Source organism: Natrinema gari JCM 14663, assembly GCF_000337175.1.
GTDB lineage: Archaea > Halobacteriota > Halobacteria > Halobacteriales > Natrialbaceae > Natrinema > Natrinema gari.
Genome location: NZ_AOIJ01000086.1, coordinates 59,701 through 76,982, shown reverse-complemented (window position 1 = coordinate 76,982; position 17,282 = coordinate 59,701). Strand labels below are relative to the sequence as shown.

Below are 17,282 nucleotides of genomic sequence, written 5' to 3'. Positions count from 1 at the left end.
TCGGCGCTGGACTTATCCGTTCGAGCGGCCTCCTACGTTCAATGACCGAACAGGCGGAGCCGGCGGTGTCGGCCCCCTGGGGCGACGGTGACGAGCCGGCGGCACAGCAGTGGTACCGGACGGTCGTCGAGACGGTTGCGGGCGGGGTGTTCCAGCTCGACGCGGCCGATCGCATCGTCGGCGTCGACGACACGCTCCTGGAGTTGACGGGCCATACCCGCGACGCGCTCTCCGGCGAGCACGTCACGGTCCTCCTCGGTGACTCCGGCGGTGAATCGTTCGAGGCGGCGTCCGCGACCGGCGTGACCGAACGCGAGGGCTCGGTCCGGACGGCCGACGGCACCGCGATTCCCTGCGAACTACGGCTCGGAACGGTCCCCGGCAGCGACGGCCGTCGGGGCTCGATCGGCGTCGTCACCGAACCCGACGACGGGCCTCGAGCGGCGTCGGACGCCGAATCGATCCGACCGCAGCCGTTCGAATCGATCACGACAGTGCTCGAGGAGGCCGACGTCGGCGTCTTCGTGCTCGACGAGGCGTTCGACGTCGCGTGGATCAACGCGGCTACCGAGCGATACTTCGGGCTCGACGCGGCGGACGTGGTCGGCCGTGACAAGGCGACCGTGATCGACGAAACGATCCGCGACCGGGTCGGCGATCCCGACGCGTTCGCCGATGTCCTCGAGGCGACCTACGACGACAACGGCAACACCGAGCGCTTCGAGTGTCGAATTACACCCGGCGACGGCCGCGAGGAGCGCTGGCTCGAGCACCGGAGCAAACCGATCTCATCGGGTCCGTACGCGGGCGGCAGGGTCGAACTCTACTACGACGTGACCGAACAGCACCGGCGGGCCGCCCAGCTCAGACAGCTAACCGAGGCCGTCCGCGAGTGGCTGGGGACCGGGACGCGCGAGGCCGTCGCCGAACAGGCCTGCCATCATCTCTCCGAGATCCTGGATCCGGATTTCAACGGTGTGTTCCTCTCCGACGCTTCGGGGACGACCCTCGAGCCGGTCGCCTGGTCGGAGCCCGAAACGACCCCGTTCGACGAACGCCCGACGTTCGCGGCGGGAGCGGAGATCGCCCGGCGCGTCTTCGACTCCGGCGAACCGGTGGTCGACGACGTGCCCGTCGAGGTCGACGACCCCGCGGTGCCGATTCGGAGCGCGATCGGACTCCCGATCGGGGACCACGGCGTCGTCGTCATCGGGTCCGAAACCGCCGACGCGTTCGACGAGGGCGACCGGTCGCTCGTGAAAGTCGCCGCGTCGAGTCTCGAGGCGACCGTCGATCGGATCAGCCACGAGCGGTCCCTCGAGCGCGAGCGGTCCCAGACCGAAACGATCCTCCGGACCACGCCGGTCGCCATTTCGGTCGAGGACGCCGACGGCGAGACCGTATTGGCGAACCGACACGCACAGACGGCGCTCGGACTCGGCGACCGTGGGCCGCTTGGGGAGACGGAACTGCTCGCCGAAGGGACCGTCGTCGACGCCGACGGCGACCCGGTCGTCCCCGACCGCGGCCCGTCGGCGCGCGTCAGGGAGACCGGCGAGCCGGTCTTCGACGAGGAACTCATGATCGAGGGGCCAACGGGCGATTCGCTGTGGTTCTCCGTCACCGCCGTCCCCGTGTTCGGGACCGACGGGGACCTCGAGCGAGTTATTTCGGCCGGCGAGGATATTACCGCACTCAAAGAGCACGAGCGCCGCCTCCAGCGTCGTAAGCACGAACTCGAGACCGAACTGAGCGAGATCCTCGGGCGCGTCTCGGACGCGTTCTACGCGCTCGACGACGACTGGCGGTTTACGCACGTCAACGACCGCGCCGGGGAACTGCTGGGGTACGATCCGGCGGCCCTGGTCGGCGAGAACATCTGGGAGACGTTCCCCGGCGGCGCGAGGTCCGATCTCCTCGAGCGCTATCAGACGGCCATGGAGACACAGCAACCCGTCTCGTGGCAGCGGTACTCCGACTCGCTCGACATCTGGATGGAGATCAGGACCTACCCCTCCGAGACGGGACTATCGGTGTACTTCCAGGACATCACGGACCGGAAACGACGCGAGCGTCACCTCGAGCAGTACGAACGGATCATCGAGACCATCGAAGACGGGATTTACGTCCTCGACGAAAACGACCGGTTTTCGATGGTCAACGAGGCGTACGCCGACCTCACCGGGTACGATCGCGACGAGTTACTCGGCAGCCACGCCTCGCTCGTCGCCGACGAACAGGTGATGACCCTCGCCCAGCGAATCGCCGCCGAGAGCGATGATCCGACCATCGAGGCGTCGGTCGAGACGAAATCCGGCACCCAGGTCCCGGTGGAGGCGACAGTGACGTCGATCGCGACCGCGGACGCTGGTCCCGAACGGATCGGCGTCGTTCGGGATGTCACGGAGCGACAGGAACGACAGCGCCGGCTCGAGGCGAGCGAACAGCGCTACCGCACCCTCGCCGAGAACTTCCCGAACGGCGTCGTCGCCCTCTTCGACGACGAACTGCGGTACACCGCCGCCGGCGGTCAACTCCTCGGCGAGATCGGGCTCGATCGCGAGGGCGCGCTCGGCCAGACGATCCACGAGCGCTATTCCGACGAGCTACTCGCCGAGGTCGAACCGCATTTCCGGGCCGCTCTCGACGGCAACGAGCGCACCTTCGAGGTGACCTATCGCGGTCGGGACCTCCGTGCCACCACCCTTCCCGTCCGGACCGGTGACGAGGTGACCGCCGGAATGCTGGTCATCCAGGATATCACCGAACGAACGGCCTCCCGGCGCAAACTCGAGGAGTCGAACGAGCGTCTGGAACAGTTCGCCTACGCCGCCTCGCATGACTTACAGGAGCCCCTGCGAATGATCACCAGCTACCTCCAGTTGATCGAGGGGCGCTATGCCGACGATCTCGACGCGGACGGCCGGGAGTTCATCGACTACGCCGTCGACGGAGCCGAACGCATGCGTGAGATGATCGACGGCCTCCTCCAGTACTCTCGGGTGGAGACGAAGGGCGAGCCGTTGGAACCGGTCGCTCTCGATGCGGTGCTGGCGGACGTTCGCGAGGACCTCCAGGTCCGTATCGACGAACGGGACGCCGAGATCACGACGGACCCCCTGCCTCGCGTCGCGGGCGATGCGAGCCAACTCCGACAAGTGCTCCAGAACCTGCTCTCGAACGCGATCGAGTACAGCGGGGACGAGCCGCCGCGGGTGCACGTCAGCGCCGAGCGGACCGGATGGAAGTGGGAGATTTCGGTCCACGACGAGGGGATCGGGATCGACGCCGAGGAGCAAGACCGGATCTTCCAGGTGTTCCAGCGCCTTCACAGCCACGAGGAACACGCGGGTACGGGCATCGGGCTCGCGCTCTGTCACCGGATCATCGAGCGCCACGGCGGCGAGATGTGGGTCGACTCCACGCCCGGCGAGGGCTCGACGTTCTCGTTTACCCTCCCGGCCGCCGACACGGCGACGGACTGACCGCCGTCGGTCGTCGGTGCGGCCGGCCAGCGGCCCCATCGATCCCCGATCCGGTCCCGGGTTCGAGCCCCGACTCGAGCGGGCGATGCGAGCGGCCCGCAGTCAGCCAACAGCTATATATTCGCCCACCGACTCAACCCGGCAAAGCGGTGCACGACGTGATCTCGACAAGACACGGCTCGGACCGATCCTCGTTGGCTGCCGCGCTCGGCTGTTTCGCCGTCGCCGGCGTCGCGACCGTCGCCGTCGACCACGTCGCTCTCACCATCGGAGCGACGGGAGTCGCCGTCGGTGGCGTCGCGTGTCTCGCTCGCTACGCTCGCGCGGTCACGCGGAAACGCCTCGCGGCCACCGCGTTGGGACTGTGGCTCTCGTTTCTCGGAGTCTCCGGCGCTCATGCCATCGGCCTCGAGACCGTCGGCTCGAGCGTGCCGGGGCCCGCGCGGGTGACGGTCATCGGACTCGCTGCGATCACGTGGGCGACGCTGCTTGCCGCCGCCGGGACGACGATTTTCCTCGGCTTCCGGGAGTACGGGGCCTCGACGCCGGCCGAGGAACTCGACGAACAGGTGTTCGACGGTGAGACGACCGACTACTCGACGCGATAACTCACCGCGATGCCCTCGCCCAGCGGCACGACGATCGTCTCGAAGGCCGGATCGGCCCGTACCGTCTCGAGGTAGTCGATGATGCCCTGCGTGTGTTCGGTGGTGTCCGTCGGGGTGCCGCCCTCGGCCCACTCGAGGAGGGCATCGAACTCGATGGCGCCGGCCGTGATCGCGTTGTCGGCGACGACGACGCCGCCAACGGGCACGTCCGACCGAACGGCCTCGAACGCGTCGGCGTAGGAACTCTTCTGATGGTCGATCAGCACGACGTCGAACGGGCCGTCGTAGCGGTCGATCGTCGCCATCGCGTCGCCGAGTTCGTACCGCGCGATGTCGTCGTAGCCGCCCGCGGTCATGTACTCGCGAGCGAGTTCGAGCTCGTCGTCGTCGACCTCCGTGAGGACGAGCTCGCCGTCGTCGGGGAGCGCATCGGCGAACCAGTAGGCCGAGTAGCCATAGCCCGACCCGAACTCGAAGACGCGCTCGGCGTCGTTCAGGCGGGCGACGAAGCGAAGGAAGGCCCCGACCTCGGGGCCGACGTGGGGGAATCCCGCGGCGGCGGCGTACTCGTCCATCTCGCTCAGCGTCTCGTCGGGGTCCGGGCCGACCGCGCGAACGAAGCGAGCGATCCCGTCTGCGAGAACGTCGGTCATACTCGAGGCTACGGTCGCCAGCACATAGGGTTCGGGGTGTCCGACGCGCCGGCGGTCCCGATCGGGAGCGGCTCGTCGGCGGCTCGGTGACCGAGTGCCGTCGGCCCCTCACCGACAGTACTATTTTCACGCTCGGAGCCGTCATCTCGCTCGAGATGTCCACCGACCAACCCCTCGCCGAGTCGATCGACAACCTGGTGTACGAACCGGTACAGGTCACGGACCATGGCGTCGATCTGACGGTCAGCGCCGTCTACGAGGTGGCCGCCTCCGGCCGTCTCGACTTCGGCGGCGACGAACTCACGGACGCCGACCTCGAGCCCGTCCCGACGGAACTCGAGTCACCCCACGACGAGTTCGGCTGGTGGCACCTCGAGGGCGGTCAGTACGTCATCCAACACAACGAGTTCCTGACCGACCTCACGGAGCCGGTCCACCTCCAGCCGCGCAACGAACTGCTGGCTCGCGGCGGCTCGCATCCCTCGATGCAGGTCCGAGACCACCTGCCGTTGATCCCGCTGTCGGTGACCGACGGCGGACTCAAACTCAAGGAGAACGCGCGGGTGTCGACGGTGGTCCCGATCTGAACCGAGTCCCGGCAGGTCGACTAGGCCGGTCACCCTCTCGGGACTCGTTTCAGGCCGACCGAAGGCGATGTGTTCGACGGCACAACGAAGCAGGAGACCGATCGAGCCCGTGAGACCGAGCGGCAGGACGGTCAAGAGCAATCGTTCGCTGCCCACGACCACGCGACACGGGAGAACCGAACCATCGACAGGAACGCGGTCGATTACCGGCCCTTGTACTCGGGCTCGCGGTCCTCGAAGAAGGCGTCGACGCCCTCCTCGTGGTCGGCGGTCTCGAAGACGATGCCCTGTGCCGTCGCCTCGTCGGTCAGGGCTTGCTCGAGGGATTTCTCCAGGCCCTCGCCGATGAGTCGGTTGGCGTGGCGAAGCGCGATCGGCGGGCCGGAGACGATCGTGTCGACGAACTCGTCGACCCGGTCCTCGAGTTCGTCGCGTCCGTAGACGTGGTTGACGAGGCCGAGTTCCTTCGCCCGGTCGGCGTCGACGATATCGCCGGTGAGGACGAGTTCCTTCGCGACGTTCTCCCCGACGACCCGGGGGAGCAGATAGGAGGTCCCCGCGTCGACGCTCAGGCCGACCTGCCGGAAGACGAAGCCGAAGACGGCGTCCTCGCTGGCGAGTTGCATGTCACAGGCCAGCGCGAGGTTCGCGCCGGCCCCCACCGCGGGGCCGTCGATCAACGCGACCGTCGGCACCGGGAAGTCGATCAGCGTCCGTATCAGATCGTTCGTCGACCGCTGGAGTGCGCGGACCCGCTCGTCGGCGGGGACGTCGTTTTCGATGCCCTCGACCATCGATTCGATATCGCCGCCGGCCGAGAACGCGCCGCCCGCCCCCTCGAGAACGACACAGCGGGCGTCGCTCGCTTCAATTTCCGCGAGCGCCGCCGAGATGCCGTCGCTGATATCTGTCGAGAGCGCGTTGCGCCGCTCGGGCTGGTTGAGCGTGATCGTCGCACCCCCCTCGGAATCGATCTCGAGGAGGACGTCGTCGCCGAGCGCCATTATGCGTCCCCCTCCTGCTCGCGGAGTTTGAACTTCTGGACCTTCCCGGTCGTCGTCCGGGGGAGTTCGTCGACGAAGTCAACCTCACGCGGGTGTTTGTACTCCGCGAGGTTGGTCAGGCAGTAGTCGGTGATCTCTTTTGCCGTGACATCGCCGTCGGGCGTACGGACGATAAAGGCCTTGACGGTCTCGCCGCGGCGGTCGTCCGGAATCCCGACGACGGCGGCGTCAGCGACGTCCTCGTGCTCGAAGAGTAATTCCTCGACCTCGCGCGGATAGACGTTGTACCCGCCCGTGACGATCATGTGTTTCTCGCGATCGACGACGTAGAAGAAGCCGTCCTCGTCGTGGTAGCCGATGTCGCCGGTGTGGAACCAGCGTCGCCCGTCCGCCTCGGTGAACGCCGCCTCGTTGGCGTCGGGCAGGCCGTAGTAGCCTTTCATCACGTTCGGCCCGGCGACGACGATCTCGCCGGTGATCTCGTGGAGGTCGGCTTCGTCCTCGTCGATCGGGCCCTCATCGACCGGTGGAACCGCACCGAAGTCGTCGTCGACGACCCTCGAGTCGACATCGGGAACGGGCTTCCCGATGCTGCCGACGCGGCGACCCTCGATCGGGCTGTTGAAGTGCGTGATCGGACTGGTCTCCGTGAGCCCGTACCCCTCGTAGATCGTCGGTTCGTAGAGGGCCTCGAACTGGCGTAGCACCTCGACCGGAATGCCCGAGCCGCCGACGCCACAGAGCCGTACCGACGACAGGTCGAACGTCTCGGCGTTCGGCTGATTGATGACGTCGTTGTACATGGCCGGGACCCCGTGCATGATCGTCAGTTCCTCGTCCTCGATCAGCGACACGGCCTCCTGGGCGTCCCATTCGGGCAGCGGGTAGTACGCGGCACCGTTGAACAGCGCCGTGTTCATCACGACGGTCATCCCGTAGATGTGGAACAGCGGGAGGGCCCCCAGCTGTTTGTCGTCCGGTCGGATGCCGCCCGGAACGAGTTCCGACGCCGCGTTCGCGTTCGACGCGAGGTTGCCGTGCGTGAGCTGGACCCCCTTCGGTTGACCGGTCGTCCCCGACGTATACGGCTGGACCGCGTCCTCGTCGTCAGCACGCTCGGCGATCTCCGGCTCCCCGGGCTCGAGGAACTCCGCGAGCGTGCTCGCACCCTCGGCGTCGCCGCCGACGCTCACGATGTGGTCGACGCTCGTCTCGTCTTGTACCGCCGTCACGAACGGGACGAGATCGGCTAGTGCGACGACGACGTTCGCCCCGCTGTCCTCCAGTAGGTGGCCGATCTCACGGGCCTTGTACTGGGGGTTCATCGGGACGACGACCCCACCGGCCCGAAGCGTCCCGTGGAACGCGATCAGGAAGGGCGGCACGTTCGGCAGATAGAGCGCGACCCGGTCGTCCTGGCCGAGCCCCCGTTCCTCAAGCGCGGTCGCGAAGGCCCCGGTTTGCCCCCAGAACTCCTCGTAACTCGTCTCGGCCCCCTGGAACCCGATCGCGGTGTTGTCGCCGTGTTCCGCGACGGCGTCCGCGACGTGAGTGACAAGATTTGTCATAGTCCGTGTCACACGTTTTCGCGTGACGTAAAAAAGATTTACATCGTTCGGAGAACACGGCCACTTTCCCTTCCAGCGATAATCGGTCCGATAGCGTCTCGACCTCACAGAGTGATGGCACCGCTTGCAACGGCTCGGCTCCGACTCGAGGGTATTTACGACCGTGCCACCTAGTTCCGCCGTAGCATGTATCAGGACATCCTCGTTCCAACGGACGGGAGCGACGGCACTCGTCGGTCGATCACGCACGGGTTGACGATCGCGGATCGCTTCGACGCGACGGTCCACGCGCTGTCGATCGTTCCGGAGGGACCACTCGGCACGCTGCAGACCGACGAAGCGATTCCGGCCGCCGAGCGGGCAGTCGAGCGCGTCGCGGCCGAAGCGACGCGGGAAGGGGTCGACGCTGTGGCGGCCGTCGAACGGGGCGTCCCCCACGAGGAGATCCTCGAGTACACCGCCGACCACGACATCGACATGATCGTCATGGGGACCCAGGGTCGGACCGGTCTCGATCGGGTCCTGGTCGGGAGTGTCACCGAACGGATCGTCCGGATGGCGGACGTGCCGGTCGTAACCGTTCGTCTGAACGACGAAATCCGGATCCAAGACGCGGACGAGGCCGCACGGATCGCCCGAACGACGGCGGAACGGGAGGGGTACGACGACGTGACCGTTCGCGAGACGCCACATCGGACCAGTGCCTCCTGGATCGTCCCGCTCGAGACCGATTCGGGATCGCTCCACGCCCACGTCGACGCCCTGACGAGCGAGGCCCGCGTTGCGAAGGGGCCGGAAACCGAATAGGGGCCGCCGGCGCTCGAGTGATCACCCAAACGGATCGTCACCGTGTCGTGGCTTCGATATCGATCGGTACACCCCGGTTCGGAGGCGTCGAGCCCCGACGGTCCGTCGCGTCGTCGGTCACGGAGAACACGCCGTCCACTCCCCGGAAAGCGTCGCCCACGGGGGCGGTAGGTGGTGGTTTCGAGGGACCCCGCGGACAGTTACACGGGAGCGGTGCACGATGATAAAACTGCCCACATCGAGACTACCCGCATCCATCGACGCTCGATACGAATCCCTCGTTCGACTCCGCTGACAGTGCGATTTGGTGTGTCCTGATAGTCACCTCGTCCGGTGCTCAGTCCGGAATGACAGGCGCGCTACAAACAACTTTTAGTGAAAGACAACCCATGATATCGCATGGCAAGCAAGGAGGGTGAGCGATTGATCGTCAGCGGGGAGAGGATGGGACCGAGACGACTCACGCGCGTTTTCCACTCGTCCGGTTCGCCCGAGTCGGTCGTGCTCGTGGCGCTCGCGTTGCTGCTGTTCGCCGTCGTCGTCACGGGGAACCTGCTCGGGTTCTGGTGAAGGGCTCGGCCGATCCGCGTTCGCCTCGCTTGTCGGCGACCATCTACTCAGCCTCGAGCCGGCGGCTTCTCGCGCATTCGGGAGCAGTCTTACTCGTTCCGGCTGCTGCCGACGACCTCTCGTCCCCGACCTCGAGTCCGTCGCGCTGTCACCATCCGTCCGATCGGTGAATCATCGACCGGCCGCTGTCGAAATACCGACCCAGCCGAACGCCTAAATGAGGCGTTCTGGACCGATATTTTATATGTATCAGCTCCGATAGCAGCGCATGGAGTGTTCGAATGACTAACGGGGATGAGACCGGGAGACAGTATCCGAACGGCCACTGTCAGCGGTGTGGCGAACCGCTCCGGCTCAGTCCGTGTCTCAACTGTGGCTGGACAAACCGGGCGACCGACGGCCGGTAGCTGTGGCTGGCCGTCCGGCCGGCGGAGTGGAGTCTCCAGCGACATCGCGTGTCGGCGTCGCTTCGGAGAGCGAGGACCGACACGCACGCTCGCGAGTGAATCGGTCTCGGTGCTGCTCGTGCGAGCGATCGGCGTCCGGGAATCGGCCCGTTCGGACGGAGAAGTCGATACCGGCACCCTTGAGCAGACGGGGGTCCGCGTTCGAACGCATCCGCGCGACCTCTTCGACCGGCTTAAGCGCAGGGCTTCGTCGCCAGGCCTCGAGATCGCGCGTAGCCCCCAGGGGGCTTCGTCTCGTGACACACCGGCGGAAACCACCTGTCAGCGACCGGCTTTGGCTCGGACATCACCCACGACAGCCGTGTCCTCGGCCGTCCCGGGCTCGGTCGTGTGCGTATTGCCAGTCGCTTTCGGCGGCAACCGCTACGGGGTGCCTTTTATTCCGCCGGGGGCGGGACGAACGTCCTACCGTCGGATACGTCCCGGAGTCATGTAGCTGTTTCGAACAGTCCGTTCCCTAACGAGATCGGACGCAGTTCGTCACCCCGATACCGGCCGGGTCGGCGGCCACTCAGTGAGACAGCGCCCGACGGGGCGGTGGCTCGGCCTCGGCCAATCGCCGCACATGCGTATCAGGGGCCCACGCGGCGAGCCGATACCCGGCTCCCGTCCGACGCGTTGACGCGACCTCGAGCGCGCCGCGGTCTCGATGGACGCGAGTTGACGGTCGGTTGGACGACAGGTACAGCCGACGAGCTTAGTTCTGTGCGGACCGCTCGCGAACCGCGACCTCCCGGTCGGCGGTAACATACCCCCGAATCGACAGCGGCACCGAGTCCGGTGTCTCGGTCGTGTACTCCGTATCGAGGTCGAGGGAGAACGTCGCGTCGTCGGCGGCGGACACCTCGCGCTCGAGGATTGTCGCTTCGTCGTCGTCCGCGATGCGTTTCGTCGGCCAATACAGGGCTGCGAGAAACCGGCCGTCGGTTTCCGAGGTGTTCGTCACGGTCAGCGACACCGGAAGCGGCTCTCCCCGGGACACCGTCTCCGCGACGGTCAGCGACAGCAGTTCGAAACTGGGAGCGGGCGCAGCTAACCGCTCCCGGCCTGCTGCGGTAAGCGGCCACGTGGTGTCGGCGTCCGCGTATCGAATACGTGGGTTCGATGCCGAGAGCGGTGCCGGGACCGTGAACGCGAGATACGAGCCTTCGCCACCGCTGTGTCGACCGACCGATCCGCCCCCGTGGCCCGCAACCGCGAAGTTCGTCCCGCCCCTCCCCTCGGGAAGTCCCGGTGCCCAGGACTCCCCAGCCGTCTCGAACGTGAAGTCCGATGCCTGGAGATCTTCATCGGCCTGCACCGAGGCGACGAGATACTGTGTCCCGTCTTCGGCATAGACACCACCCGACCCCATCATAGATTCGTACGTGACGGCCTTTCGCACGACGATATCGGTCACCGAAATCCCGGCATCCGGAGACGACGAGTGCGGTCTCTCAGTTCCGTTGTCGGGGTCGTCGGTGCTCCGATTCGGGGTGCTCGAGTCGCTGAGACAGCCACCCGCAAGGGTGGTAAAGGAGACCCCGCCCGCCACGAGGAGTGTCCGCCGATCCATATCGAACACTCTCGGACACGTGATATATGATTTGGGCACGGTCAAACAGTCGTTTGAGCTATCGGAGCCACTGGACGTCACTGCAGCGCTGATCGCACGACCGCTGTGCGCTCAGCGCGCGAACCGTGTCAGGTGTACTATCGCTGGGTCGACGATCGGTCTCCCGACCGGCGTGGGGTGACCTCGGACAGTCGACGATCGTCGCTCAGATGTCACCGGTGATGATGTTCGCGACTCGCTGACGATCGAACAACCGTTCGTCCTCGGGGATCTCCGGGTACGGTTCGCCGTCGACGTAGCCGGGCCACTCGCCGAACTGGTCGGGATACAACTGCTTTGCGGTCATTTCCGTCTGGAAGAGGTTGAGGATCGGTCCCTGTCGACGCGCCCCCTGTGCGTAGACGGTGCCTTCGTCCACGGCCGTGAGATCGCTTGTGGCGGCGTCGTCCTCCAGATTCGTCCGGATCTCGTCGAGGTCGTAGTACGCCGTCATCGGACCGAGGACGAGCAACACGTCCGGGTCCGCTTCGAGGAGGAGTTCGGAGTCGAGCGTGACGTTCCGGCCGTCCTCGCCGTACCCGTCCCCAGTGGCGTCGGCCAGCGCGTCGGTGACGCCCATCGGCCGAGTGTGTGCGGCGTAGTAGCCTGGGTAGTTCATTTTGTAGCCCCACGCCTTCTTTTCGTCCGACGAGAACGTGACCAGCGCCGCGCTCGGCCGGTCGCTCTCCGGCGGAAGGTTCGATTCGATAGTCGCCAGCATCGACTCGTGGACCGAGGCGAGCGCTTCGTACCGGTCGGTCTCCTGAAACACCTGCGCGAGCTTGCCGAAAATATCCCACAACGTGTAGTATTCGTAGTCGTCGGCCCAGCCCGCCGGCGGTTCCCGATGGGTCCCGCTGAGGGTGTTCCCGAACCACGGTCCGACGTTTTCATCGATCTTGCTGATGTCGCTGTCATCCCATCCACTGGCCGTCGCGATCTTCGCAGGGTCGGCGATATGAACGTCGCTGTCCAGTTCGTACAGCTTCTCCTCCGTCGGCGGCCACGAGGAGTACAGTCCCTCCCAGTCGACCGAAACCCCGTCGAGGCGCTGCAGGAATTTCCGGTACAGCGACTGGTGATATTCAGGGGCGTGCATCGCGTTGATGTCATCGCCCCGCCCGAGTGCTAGCAACATGTCCGCGTGATGGCCCAGTATCGTGAAGATGTCCTGTGGGATTTCGTCGAACGTAACCTCACCCATGGGTGCCATCGTCACGGAATAACTCCCACCCTCCGGCGTCGAATCGGAGTCGGACAGACCCGCACACCCCGCAAGCAACCCTCCGCCAACGACTGTGCCGCCGTACTTCACGTACTCACGTCGCGTCGGTGCCTCGTGCTCAGTGGCGTCGTTCTCCATGTGTTTAGGCTAGCCTAAAACCACAAAACGATTCCGAATAGTCGGCCAGCCGAAATCAGTCAGTGTGGCGCGCCACAGCGCGGACACATCGGCGGACCGCCCTCGGGCAAATCGAGCCCGCAGTGCTGACATTCGGCACCGTCGGGCGACGTGATCGCCTCGACGACGTCGTCCAGCCCATCCCGGATCGACTCGACAGTCCCGAGACCGGTTCGTGTCCCCTCGGACTCCTCGTCGTCCGCCAGCGACGCTCGGAGGAACCGCACACGGTCGGTGAGGAACGCCGGCGGATCGTCATCCTCGGAGACGACCCTGCCGAGGTCGAGGCTCGGCTCACTCGATGCGTCCGACCGTCTGCTCAACGCGAGGCCTTCCGCTGCTCGGCCCCTGACGTAGGGGCTTTCGTCGTCCAATCGCTCTCGCAGATCACTCGCCGCTTCGGACATCCGCTCAGGATGCTCACACCCGACCGCGACAAGCGCCGTACAGAGATGATACCGGACGAGTTCAGTGTCGTCATCGAGCTGCTTGGCCAGCGACGGGACCCGATGGCGGAGCCGACTCGAGTCTCCGAGCGCCACGCACGCCAGCGCCTTCGCGAGTTTCGTTTTCACTGCCGGGTCGTCGAACGACAGTCCGATGCGAAGGTCCGCCAGTATCTCCGGGTCGCTGACCGCCGCGGGGAACTCGAGCGCGACGTAGCCGAGTGCTTCGGCACACCGTGCTCGGACATAGTAAAACTCCTCGTCGTCCGCCAGTCGCTCCGCAAGCGGATCGATAGCAGCCAGGGCGACACTCGGGTCCGACGCTGCGAGGGCGACGAACAGTTTGGCGCAGGTCAATCTGACCGCGCGGTCATCATCGATAAGGAACGTCGCGAGCGGGGCAGCGAGTCCGTCGAACGCGCCTGGACGCTCTTCGGCATCCGTCCGAACCGCCCGCAACGCTCGCTTGCGAGCCTCAGCGTCTGCCGCGTCGATCCGCTCGAGGCCCGCAAGCACCTTGTTGTGGTCTTCGTCGTCGAGCAGAGCGGGCAAGCGGTCCGGTGGTGGCGGCTGGTCGGAGTCTGTCATCGGCGCTGTCAGTATGTGACCGTTCGATGACCGGTCGTTTCAATCCGGTGGCTCCGCGCCGGCGCGTCACCACTTCGAGGGGGCGACTCGAGAGAGATGGTCCTATACCGTGGACTTTACTACCTTTAATAAGTTGAGAATATATATAAGGTAAAGCTAATTCTAGTAAAGATTTATTACTATTGTCGATGTGTATCAGATGTAGATATGTCAGGTAATGGTTCAGGTATTGATCGACGTAGCGTCCTTCGAAAAACCGGTATCGGACTCGCCAGCGTCGGTGGCGTCGCGATGGCAGCCGGAAGCGCTTCGGCGACCCATCTCTCCGTCGGCGATACGGTCAAGTACAGTCCCTGTAGTGACTGTGACGACTGCTATCAGCTGATGGAGGATCCGCCGAACGGAGACTGGAGTCGGACCGGGCCCCACGCGTGCCGTGGGTGGGAAACGGAAGTGCTCAGCATCTACGAGTCGTCGGGCGAGCAGTTCGTCGAACTCGATTTCGGCAAGGGAGCCGGCTGGGAGTCTGAACACGGGGTTGAGAAGGTCTAATTCGGCCACGAACCCGGGGCATTCACTCCTTTTTGCAGCTACCGGCGCTTCCTCGCTCAGCTACGGCCGGGGAGACGGGCTGTCAGGATCGGCTCCGAGAGGGATTCGGTTCGGTGAATCAGTTGCGTTCCCAAACCTGTGACGTGTCGTCGGACAACGCAACTCCCCTCGTCATCCGCGGTCCAGCTGGCACAGACCGTTCGCTCACCGTGTTTCGACTGGGCGATGACGGACTCGCCGTCCTCGGTCTCGCCGAGTGCTCCGCAGAAGGGCCGGACCCATCGGCCGCGGTGCTCATGCTGAATTACTGCTCTCTCCAGAACGTTGGGAGTTGCAGATACCTGCAGGTAGAAGCTTTGAACCTAAGGATTCAAGCCAGGGGTGGGATTTGAACCCACGAAGTCTCGATTACAAGTCGAGTGCATGAACCGCCCATGCTCCCCTGGCGCAGGCCGTTGGTTAGCCGTCCTCCTTTGAATGTGTATCGTTTTCCGCCCGGTTCTCGAGCGACCGGCTCATGGTCACCCGGCGTGCGTCGTACCCCTTGTGACGGTAAAACCGCCGGGCGGACTCGTTGGCTGCCATCACCTCGAGCAGCATCGTGTCGACGCCGCGGTCGGCCAGCGACGCCTCGGCGGCCTCGAGCAGCGCCGTGCCGATGCCGCGATCCCGATAGGGGGGGTCGACGTAGATATTCGACAGCATGCCTCGGGTCTCGTCGAGTTCGAGGGAGCCGCGTTCGACCGAGACCGTGGCGAATCCGACGATTGAGCCCTCGAGACGGGCGACGAACAGGCCGTCGCTGACCTGATAGGCCCCGAGCGTCTCCCGCATGGGCTCGCGGTTCGCGTCGGCGCGGATCGCCGACCCGTACTGGCGCTGATCGCGCGCGAGGCGGACCCAGCGGTCCGTGAGGGGGGCGATGTCGTCGCGAGACGCGAGCTCAATCGTCGGCTGCGGGTCGTTGGGGTGCATTCTCGAGTGCCGTCACGGCGGGAAGCGATTCGGCGGTGAGCATCCGCAACGCAGCACCGCCGCCGGTACTGACGTGGGAAAAGCCCTCGACACCGAGCGTTCGCAGGGCAGCGGCCGTATCGCCGCCGCCGACGATGCTCGTCGGGATATCGGTCGCGACACCGTAGAGTTCCTGGGTGCCCGTCTGGAAGCGCTCGTCCTCGAAGACGCCGGCGGGGCCGTTGAGGATGACGGTCTCCGCATCCGAGAGTATCCGCCGGTAGTAGTCAAGCGTCGAGTTGCCGATGTCCATTGCAGCCTCGCCGTCGCCGGGGGGCAAGGCGTTGACGCCGAGTTCGTGGCGGTCGTCGTCCCGGGCGACGGCGACGTCCCGCGGGAGTGCGATCCGGTCGCCGTACGCGTCGAGCAGATCGGCGGCGCGATCGATCTCGTCCCAGTAGCCCTGGTCGTAGATGAAATCGGAACTGGCGTCGCCGAGATCGACGCCGTCGGCGATGAGAAAGACGTTGCCGACGACGCCCGCGGTGAGGACGTGATCGGCCAGCCCCTTCTCGAGGACGGACCAGGCGACGTCGATCGAGTCGGAGACCTTCGCGCCGCCGAGGACGTAGACGCGGGGGGTGTCGGTCTCCTCGATCGAGCCCAACACGTCGAGTTCGGATTCCATCACGCGGCCGGCGTAGCTGGGGAGGACGGACGGGAGCCCGACGAGGGAGGGCTGTGAGCGGTGGGCCGCGGCGAAGGCGTCGTTGACGTAGGCGTCAAGGACGGGCTCGAGCCCCTCGACGAGGTGGGTTCGGGCGGCTCGTTCGGGGTCGAACTCCATGTACTCCTCGCTGTAGAAGCGCGTGTTCTCGAGGACGACGCACCCGCCGTTCGAGAGGTCCCTGACGGCCTCGCGGGCGGCCTCGGAGAAGGTCGCATCGACGTAGTCGACGGGCTGGTCGAGCAGTGTCGAGAGGCGGTCGGCGTGGGAGGCAAGCGAGACGAAGTCGTCGCCGCCGGGCCGACCTTGATGGGCGAGGACGGCGACCTGACCGCCGCGTTCGAGCAGTTCCGACAGGGTATCGACGTGTGCGCGCAGTCGGGCATCGTCCGCGAGCGTGTCATCGTCGTCGATCGGACTATTGACGTCGACGCGAACACCGACGGTAGTCCCTTCGACGTCCAGGTCGTCGAGGGTCGCGATCATTATCGACCTGTCCACCGCGACACCCGAAAGGTCTTTCTATCGGAGAGATACGGATCGGGAGCCGCTGACACGACGCCTGCCGAGACGGGACCGACGGCCGATCACACCGTCCGACAGTCCGTACAGACGAGTTGGCCGTTGGCATCCCAGAGTGCGTCGGCGAGCGAGCCGCAGGCCTCGCAGATGCCCTGCGTGGTGTACTCGTCGCCACCGTTGGGGAGCAGTTGGGTATCGTCCCCTTCGGTCGTCCGGGCCGCTGCGGGGTCGGCGGCGTCGCGGTCGCGATCGACCGGCGGCTCGCTCGAGCGGGAGGGCGTCATCGTCGCCTGGAACGAGCCAGCGGCGGCGATGACGTCGCGCTGGGTGACCAGACCGACGATGCCGTCGGCGGCTTCGACGACGACGTTGCGGATGTTCTGGCGGGCCATCGTGGTCGCAACGTCGGTGAGCGATCGATCGGGACCGACCGTGATGACCGGCGTCGTCATCGCGTCGCCGACGGTCGTCGTCGACGGATCGCGGTCGTCGGCGACGAGTCCGAGCACGTCCCACTCGGTCACGATGCCGACCGGCTCCGCGCCCCGGACGACGAGCGCACAACTCGTCCGTTCCTCGCGCATGAGTCGAACGACCTCACGAACGGTGTCGGACTCGCTGACGCCGACGTAGTCGGACGTCAGGACATCCCTGACGGACAGTTCCGATTCCATAGCTGAACGATGCCCACGAACGGGCTAAAAGCTACTCCCGTCACACTTAAGCAAGCCGGCAGCGAAGTTCCCTA

General features: G+C 65.7%; 15 protein-coding genes and 1 tRNA gene. 6 read left to right on the top strand and 10 right to left on the bottom strand.

The features are described from left to right. Nucleotides 1–41: 41 nt before the first annotated feature. Nucleotides 42–3,485, top strand: a complete 3,444-nt coding sequence (locus tag C486_RS18590; protein WP_008458981.1) for a PAS domain S-box protein — start codon at nt 42–44, stop codon at nt 3,483–3,485. 149 nt (nt 3,486–3,634) lie between these two features. Beyond that, nucleotides 3,635–4,093 carry a hypothetical protein gene (locus C486_RS18585; protein ID WP_008458979.1) on the top strand — a complete coding sequence of 153 codons (459 nt, stop codon included), beginning with the start codon at nt 3,635–3,637 and terminating at the stop codon, nt 4,091–4,093. Here the strand turns inward: C486_RS18585 and C486_RS18580 are convergent. Then, entirely contained in the window at nt 4,078–4,746 is a 669-nt protein-coding gene (locus tag C486_RS18580) for an O-methyltransferase (protein WP_008458977.1), read from the bottom strand. The genes C486_RS18585 and C486_RS18580 overlap by 16 nt on opposite strands. A gap of 155 nt (nt 4,747–4,901) precedes the next feature. Here C486_RS18580 and C486_RS18575 point away from each other — a divergent pair, with 155 nt between their 5' ends. Next, on the top strand, nt 4,902–5,333 hold the full coding sequence (locus tag C486_RS18575) for a dCTP deaminase (protein ID WP_049910714.1): 432 nt from the start codon (nt 4,902–4,904) through the stop codon (nt 5,331–5,333). A 203-nt stretch (nt 5,334–5,536) separates the two neighbouring features. On the opposite strand, the gene C486_RS18570 is transcribed toward C486_RS18575, so the two are convergent. Together C486_RS18570 and C486_RS18565 are read right to left on the bottom strand one after the other, a co-directional pair. Beyond that, nucleotides 5,537–6,337 (bottom strand): enoyl-CoA hydratase/isomerase family protein, encoded by an 801-nt coding sequence (locus C486_RS18570; RefSeq protein WP_008458973.1) that lies wholly within the window; start codon nt 6,335–6,337, stop codon nt 5,537–5,539. After that, complete coding sequence (locus C486_RS18565; RefSeq protein WP_008458972.1) at nt 6,337–7,905, bottom strand: long-chain-fatty-acid--CoA ligase; 1,569 nt, start codon at nt 7,903–7,905, stop codon at nt 6,337–6,339. The genes C486_RS18570 and C486_RS18565 overlap by 1 nt, the downstream gene beginning before the upstream one ends. 186 nt (nt 7,906–8,091) lie before the next feature. Here C486_RS18565 and C486_RS18560 point away from each other — a divergent pair, with 186 nt between their 5' ends. Together C486_RS18560 and C486_RS21445 are read left to right on the top strand one after the other, a co-directional pair. Then, nucleotides 8,092–8,712, top strand: coding sequence for a universal stress protein (locus C486_RS18560; protein ID WP_008458970.1), 621 nt, complete (start codon nt 8,092–8,094; stop codon nt 8,710–8,712). A 399-nt stretch (nt 8,713–9,111) separates the two neighbouring features. Further along, entirely contained in the window at nt 9,112–9,282 is a 171-nt protein-coding gene (locus tag C486_RS21445) for a hypothetical protein (protein WP_014865124.1), read from the top strand. Nucleotides 9,283–10,446: 1,164 nt separating this feature from the next. Here the strand turns inward: C486_RS21445 and C486_RS18555 are convergent. From C486_RS18555 to C486_RS18545, 3 genes are all read right to left on the bottom strand, one after another. Further along, nucleotides 10,447–11,304, bottom strand: coding sequence for a hypothetical protein (locus C486_RS18555; RefSeq protein WP_008458964.1), 858 nt, complete (start codon nt 11,302–11,304; stop codon nt 10,447–10,449). A 205-nt stretch (nt 11,305–11,509) separates the two neighbouring features. Continuing rightward, nucleotides 11,510–12,706, bottom strand: coding sequence for an ABC transporter substrate-binding protein (locus tag C486_RS18550; RefSeq protein WP_193787484.1), 1,197 nt, complete (start codon nt 12,704–12,706; stop codon nt 11,510–11,512). A gap of 59 nt (nt 12,707–12,765) precedes the next feature. After that, nucleotides 12,766–13,779, bottom strand: coding sequence for a HEAT repeat domain-containing protein (locus C486_RS18545; RefSeq protein ID WP_008458960.1), 1,014 nt, complete (start codon nt 13,777–13,779; stop codon nt 12,766–12,768). Nucleotides 13,780–13,986: 207 nt separating this feature from the next. Between C486_RS18545 and C486_RS18540 the strand changes: the two genes are divergently transcribed. Next, complete coding sequence (locus tag C486_RS18540; RefSeq protein ID WP_014865118.1) at nt 13,987–14,331, top strand: hypothetical protein; 345 nt, start codon at nt 13,987–13,989, stop codon at nt 14,329–14,331. A gap of 373 nt (nt 14,332–14,704) precedes the next feature. On the opposite strand, the gene C486_RS18535 is transcribed toward C486_RS18540, so the two are convergent. The 4 genes from C486_RS18535 to C486_RS18520 form a co-directional block, all read right to left on the bottom strand. Beyond that, nucleotides 14,705–14,778: transfer RNA gene (locus C486_RS18535), tRNA-Thr, on the bottom strand. A gap of 12 nt (nt 14,779–14,790) precedes the next feature. Next, nucleotides 14,791–15,306 carry a GNAT family N-acetyltransferase gene (locus C486_RS18530; RefSeq protein ID WP_008458956.1) on the bottom strand — a complete coding sequence of 172 codons (516 nt, stop codon included), beginning with the start codon at nt 15,304–15,306 and terminating at the stop codon, nt 14,791–14,793. After that, entirely contained in the window at nt 15,275–16,498 is a 1,224-nt protein-coding gene (locus C486_RS18525; protein WP_008458954.1) for a phosphoglycerate kinase, read from the bottom strand. Before C486_RS18525 ends, C486_RS18530 begins: the two co-directional genes overlap by 32 nt. A gap of 101 nt (nt 16,499–16,599) precedes the next feature. After that, nucleotides 16,600–17,208 (bottom strand): CBS domain-containing protein, encoded by a 609-nt coding sequence (locus C486_RS18520; protein WP_008458952.1) that lies wholly within the window; start codon nt 17,206–17,208, stop codon nt 16,600–16,602. Between the last annotated feature and the right edge of the window lie 74 nt (nt 17,209–17,282).

What these genes read in the sequence shown, in the direction of transcription:
- C486_RS18590 (WP_008458981.1), top strand. Translation starts at nt 42, where the DNA reads ATGACCGAACAGGCGGAGCCGGCGGTGTCGGCCCCCTGGGGCGACGGT.
- C486_RS18580 (WP_008458977.1), bottom strand. Translation starts at nt 4,746, where the DNA reads ATGACCGACGTTCTCGCAGACGGGATCGCTCGCTTCGTTCGCGCGGTC.
- C486_RS18575 (WP_049910714.1), top strand. Translation starts at nt 4,902, where the DNA reads ATGTCCACCGACCAACCCCTCGCCGAGTCGATCGACAACCTGGTGTAC.
- C486_RS18570 (WP_008458973.1), bottom strand. Translation starts at nt 6,337, where the DNA reads ATGGCGCTCGGCGACGACGTCCTCCTCGAGATCGATTCCGAGGGGGGT.
- C486_RS18565 (WP_008458972.1), bottom strand. Translation starts at nt 7,905, where the DNA reads ATGACAAATCTTGTCACTCACGTCGCGGACGCCGTCGCGGAACACGGC.
- C486_RS18560 (WP_008458970.1), top strand. Translation starts at nt 8,092, where the DNA reads ATGTATCAGGACATCCTCGTTCCAACGGACGGGAGCGACGGCACTCGT.
- C486_RS21445 (WP_014865124.1), top strand. Translation starts at nt 9,112, where the DNA reads ATGGCAAGCAAGGAGGGTGAGCGATTGATCGTCAGCGGGGAGAGGATG.
- C486_RS18555 (WP_008458964.1), bottom strand. Translation starts at nt 11,304, where the DNA reads ATGGATCGGCGGACACTCCTCGTGGCGGGCGGGGTCTCCTTTACCACC.
- C486_RS18550 (WP_193787484.1), bottom strand. Translation starts at nt 12,706, where the DNA reads ATGGAGAACGACGCCACTGAGCACGAGGCACCGACGCGACGTGAGTAC.
- C486_RS18545 (WP_008458960.1), bottom strand. Translation starts at nt 13,779, where the DNA reads ATGACAGACTCCGACCAGCCGCCACCACCGGACCGCTTGCCCGCTCTG.
- C486_RS18540 (WP_014865118.1), top strand. Translation starts at nt 13,987, where the DNA reads ATGTCAGGTAATGGTTCAGGTATTGATCGACGTAGCGTCCTTCGAAAA.
- C486_RS18530 (WP_008458956.1), bottom strand. Translation starts at nt 15,306, where the DNA reads ATGCACCCCAACGACCCGCAGCCGACGATTGAGCTCGCGTCTCGCGAC.
- C486_RS18525 (WP_008458954.1), bottom strand. Translation starts at nt 16,498, where the DNA reads ATGATCGCGACCCTCGACGACCTGGACGTCGAAGGGACTACCGTCGGT.
- C486_RS18520 (WP_008458952.1), bottom strand. Translation starts at nt 17,208, where the DNA reads ATGGAATCGGAACTGTCCGTCAGGGATGTCCTGACGTCCGACTACGTC.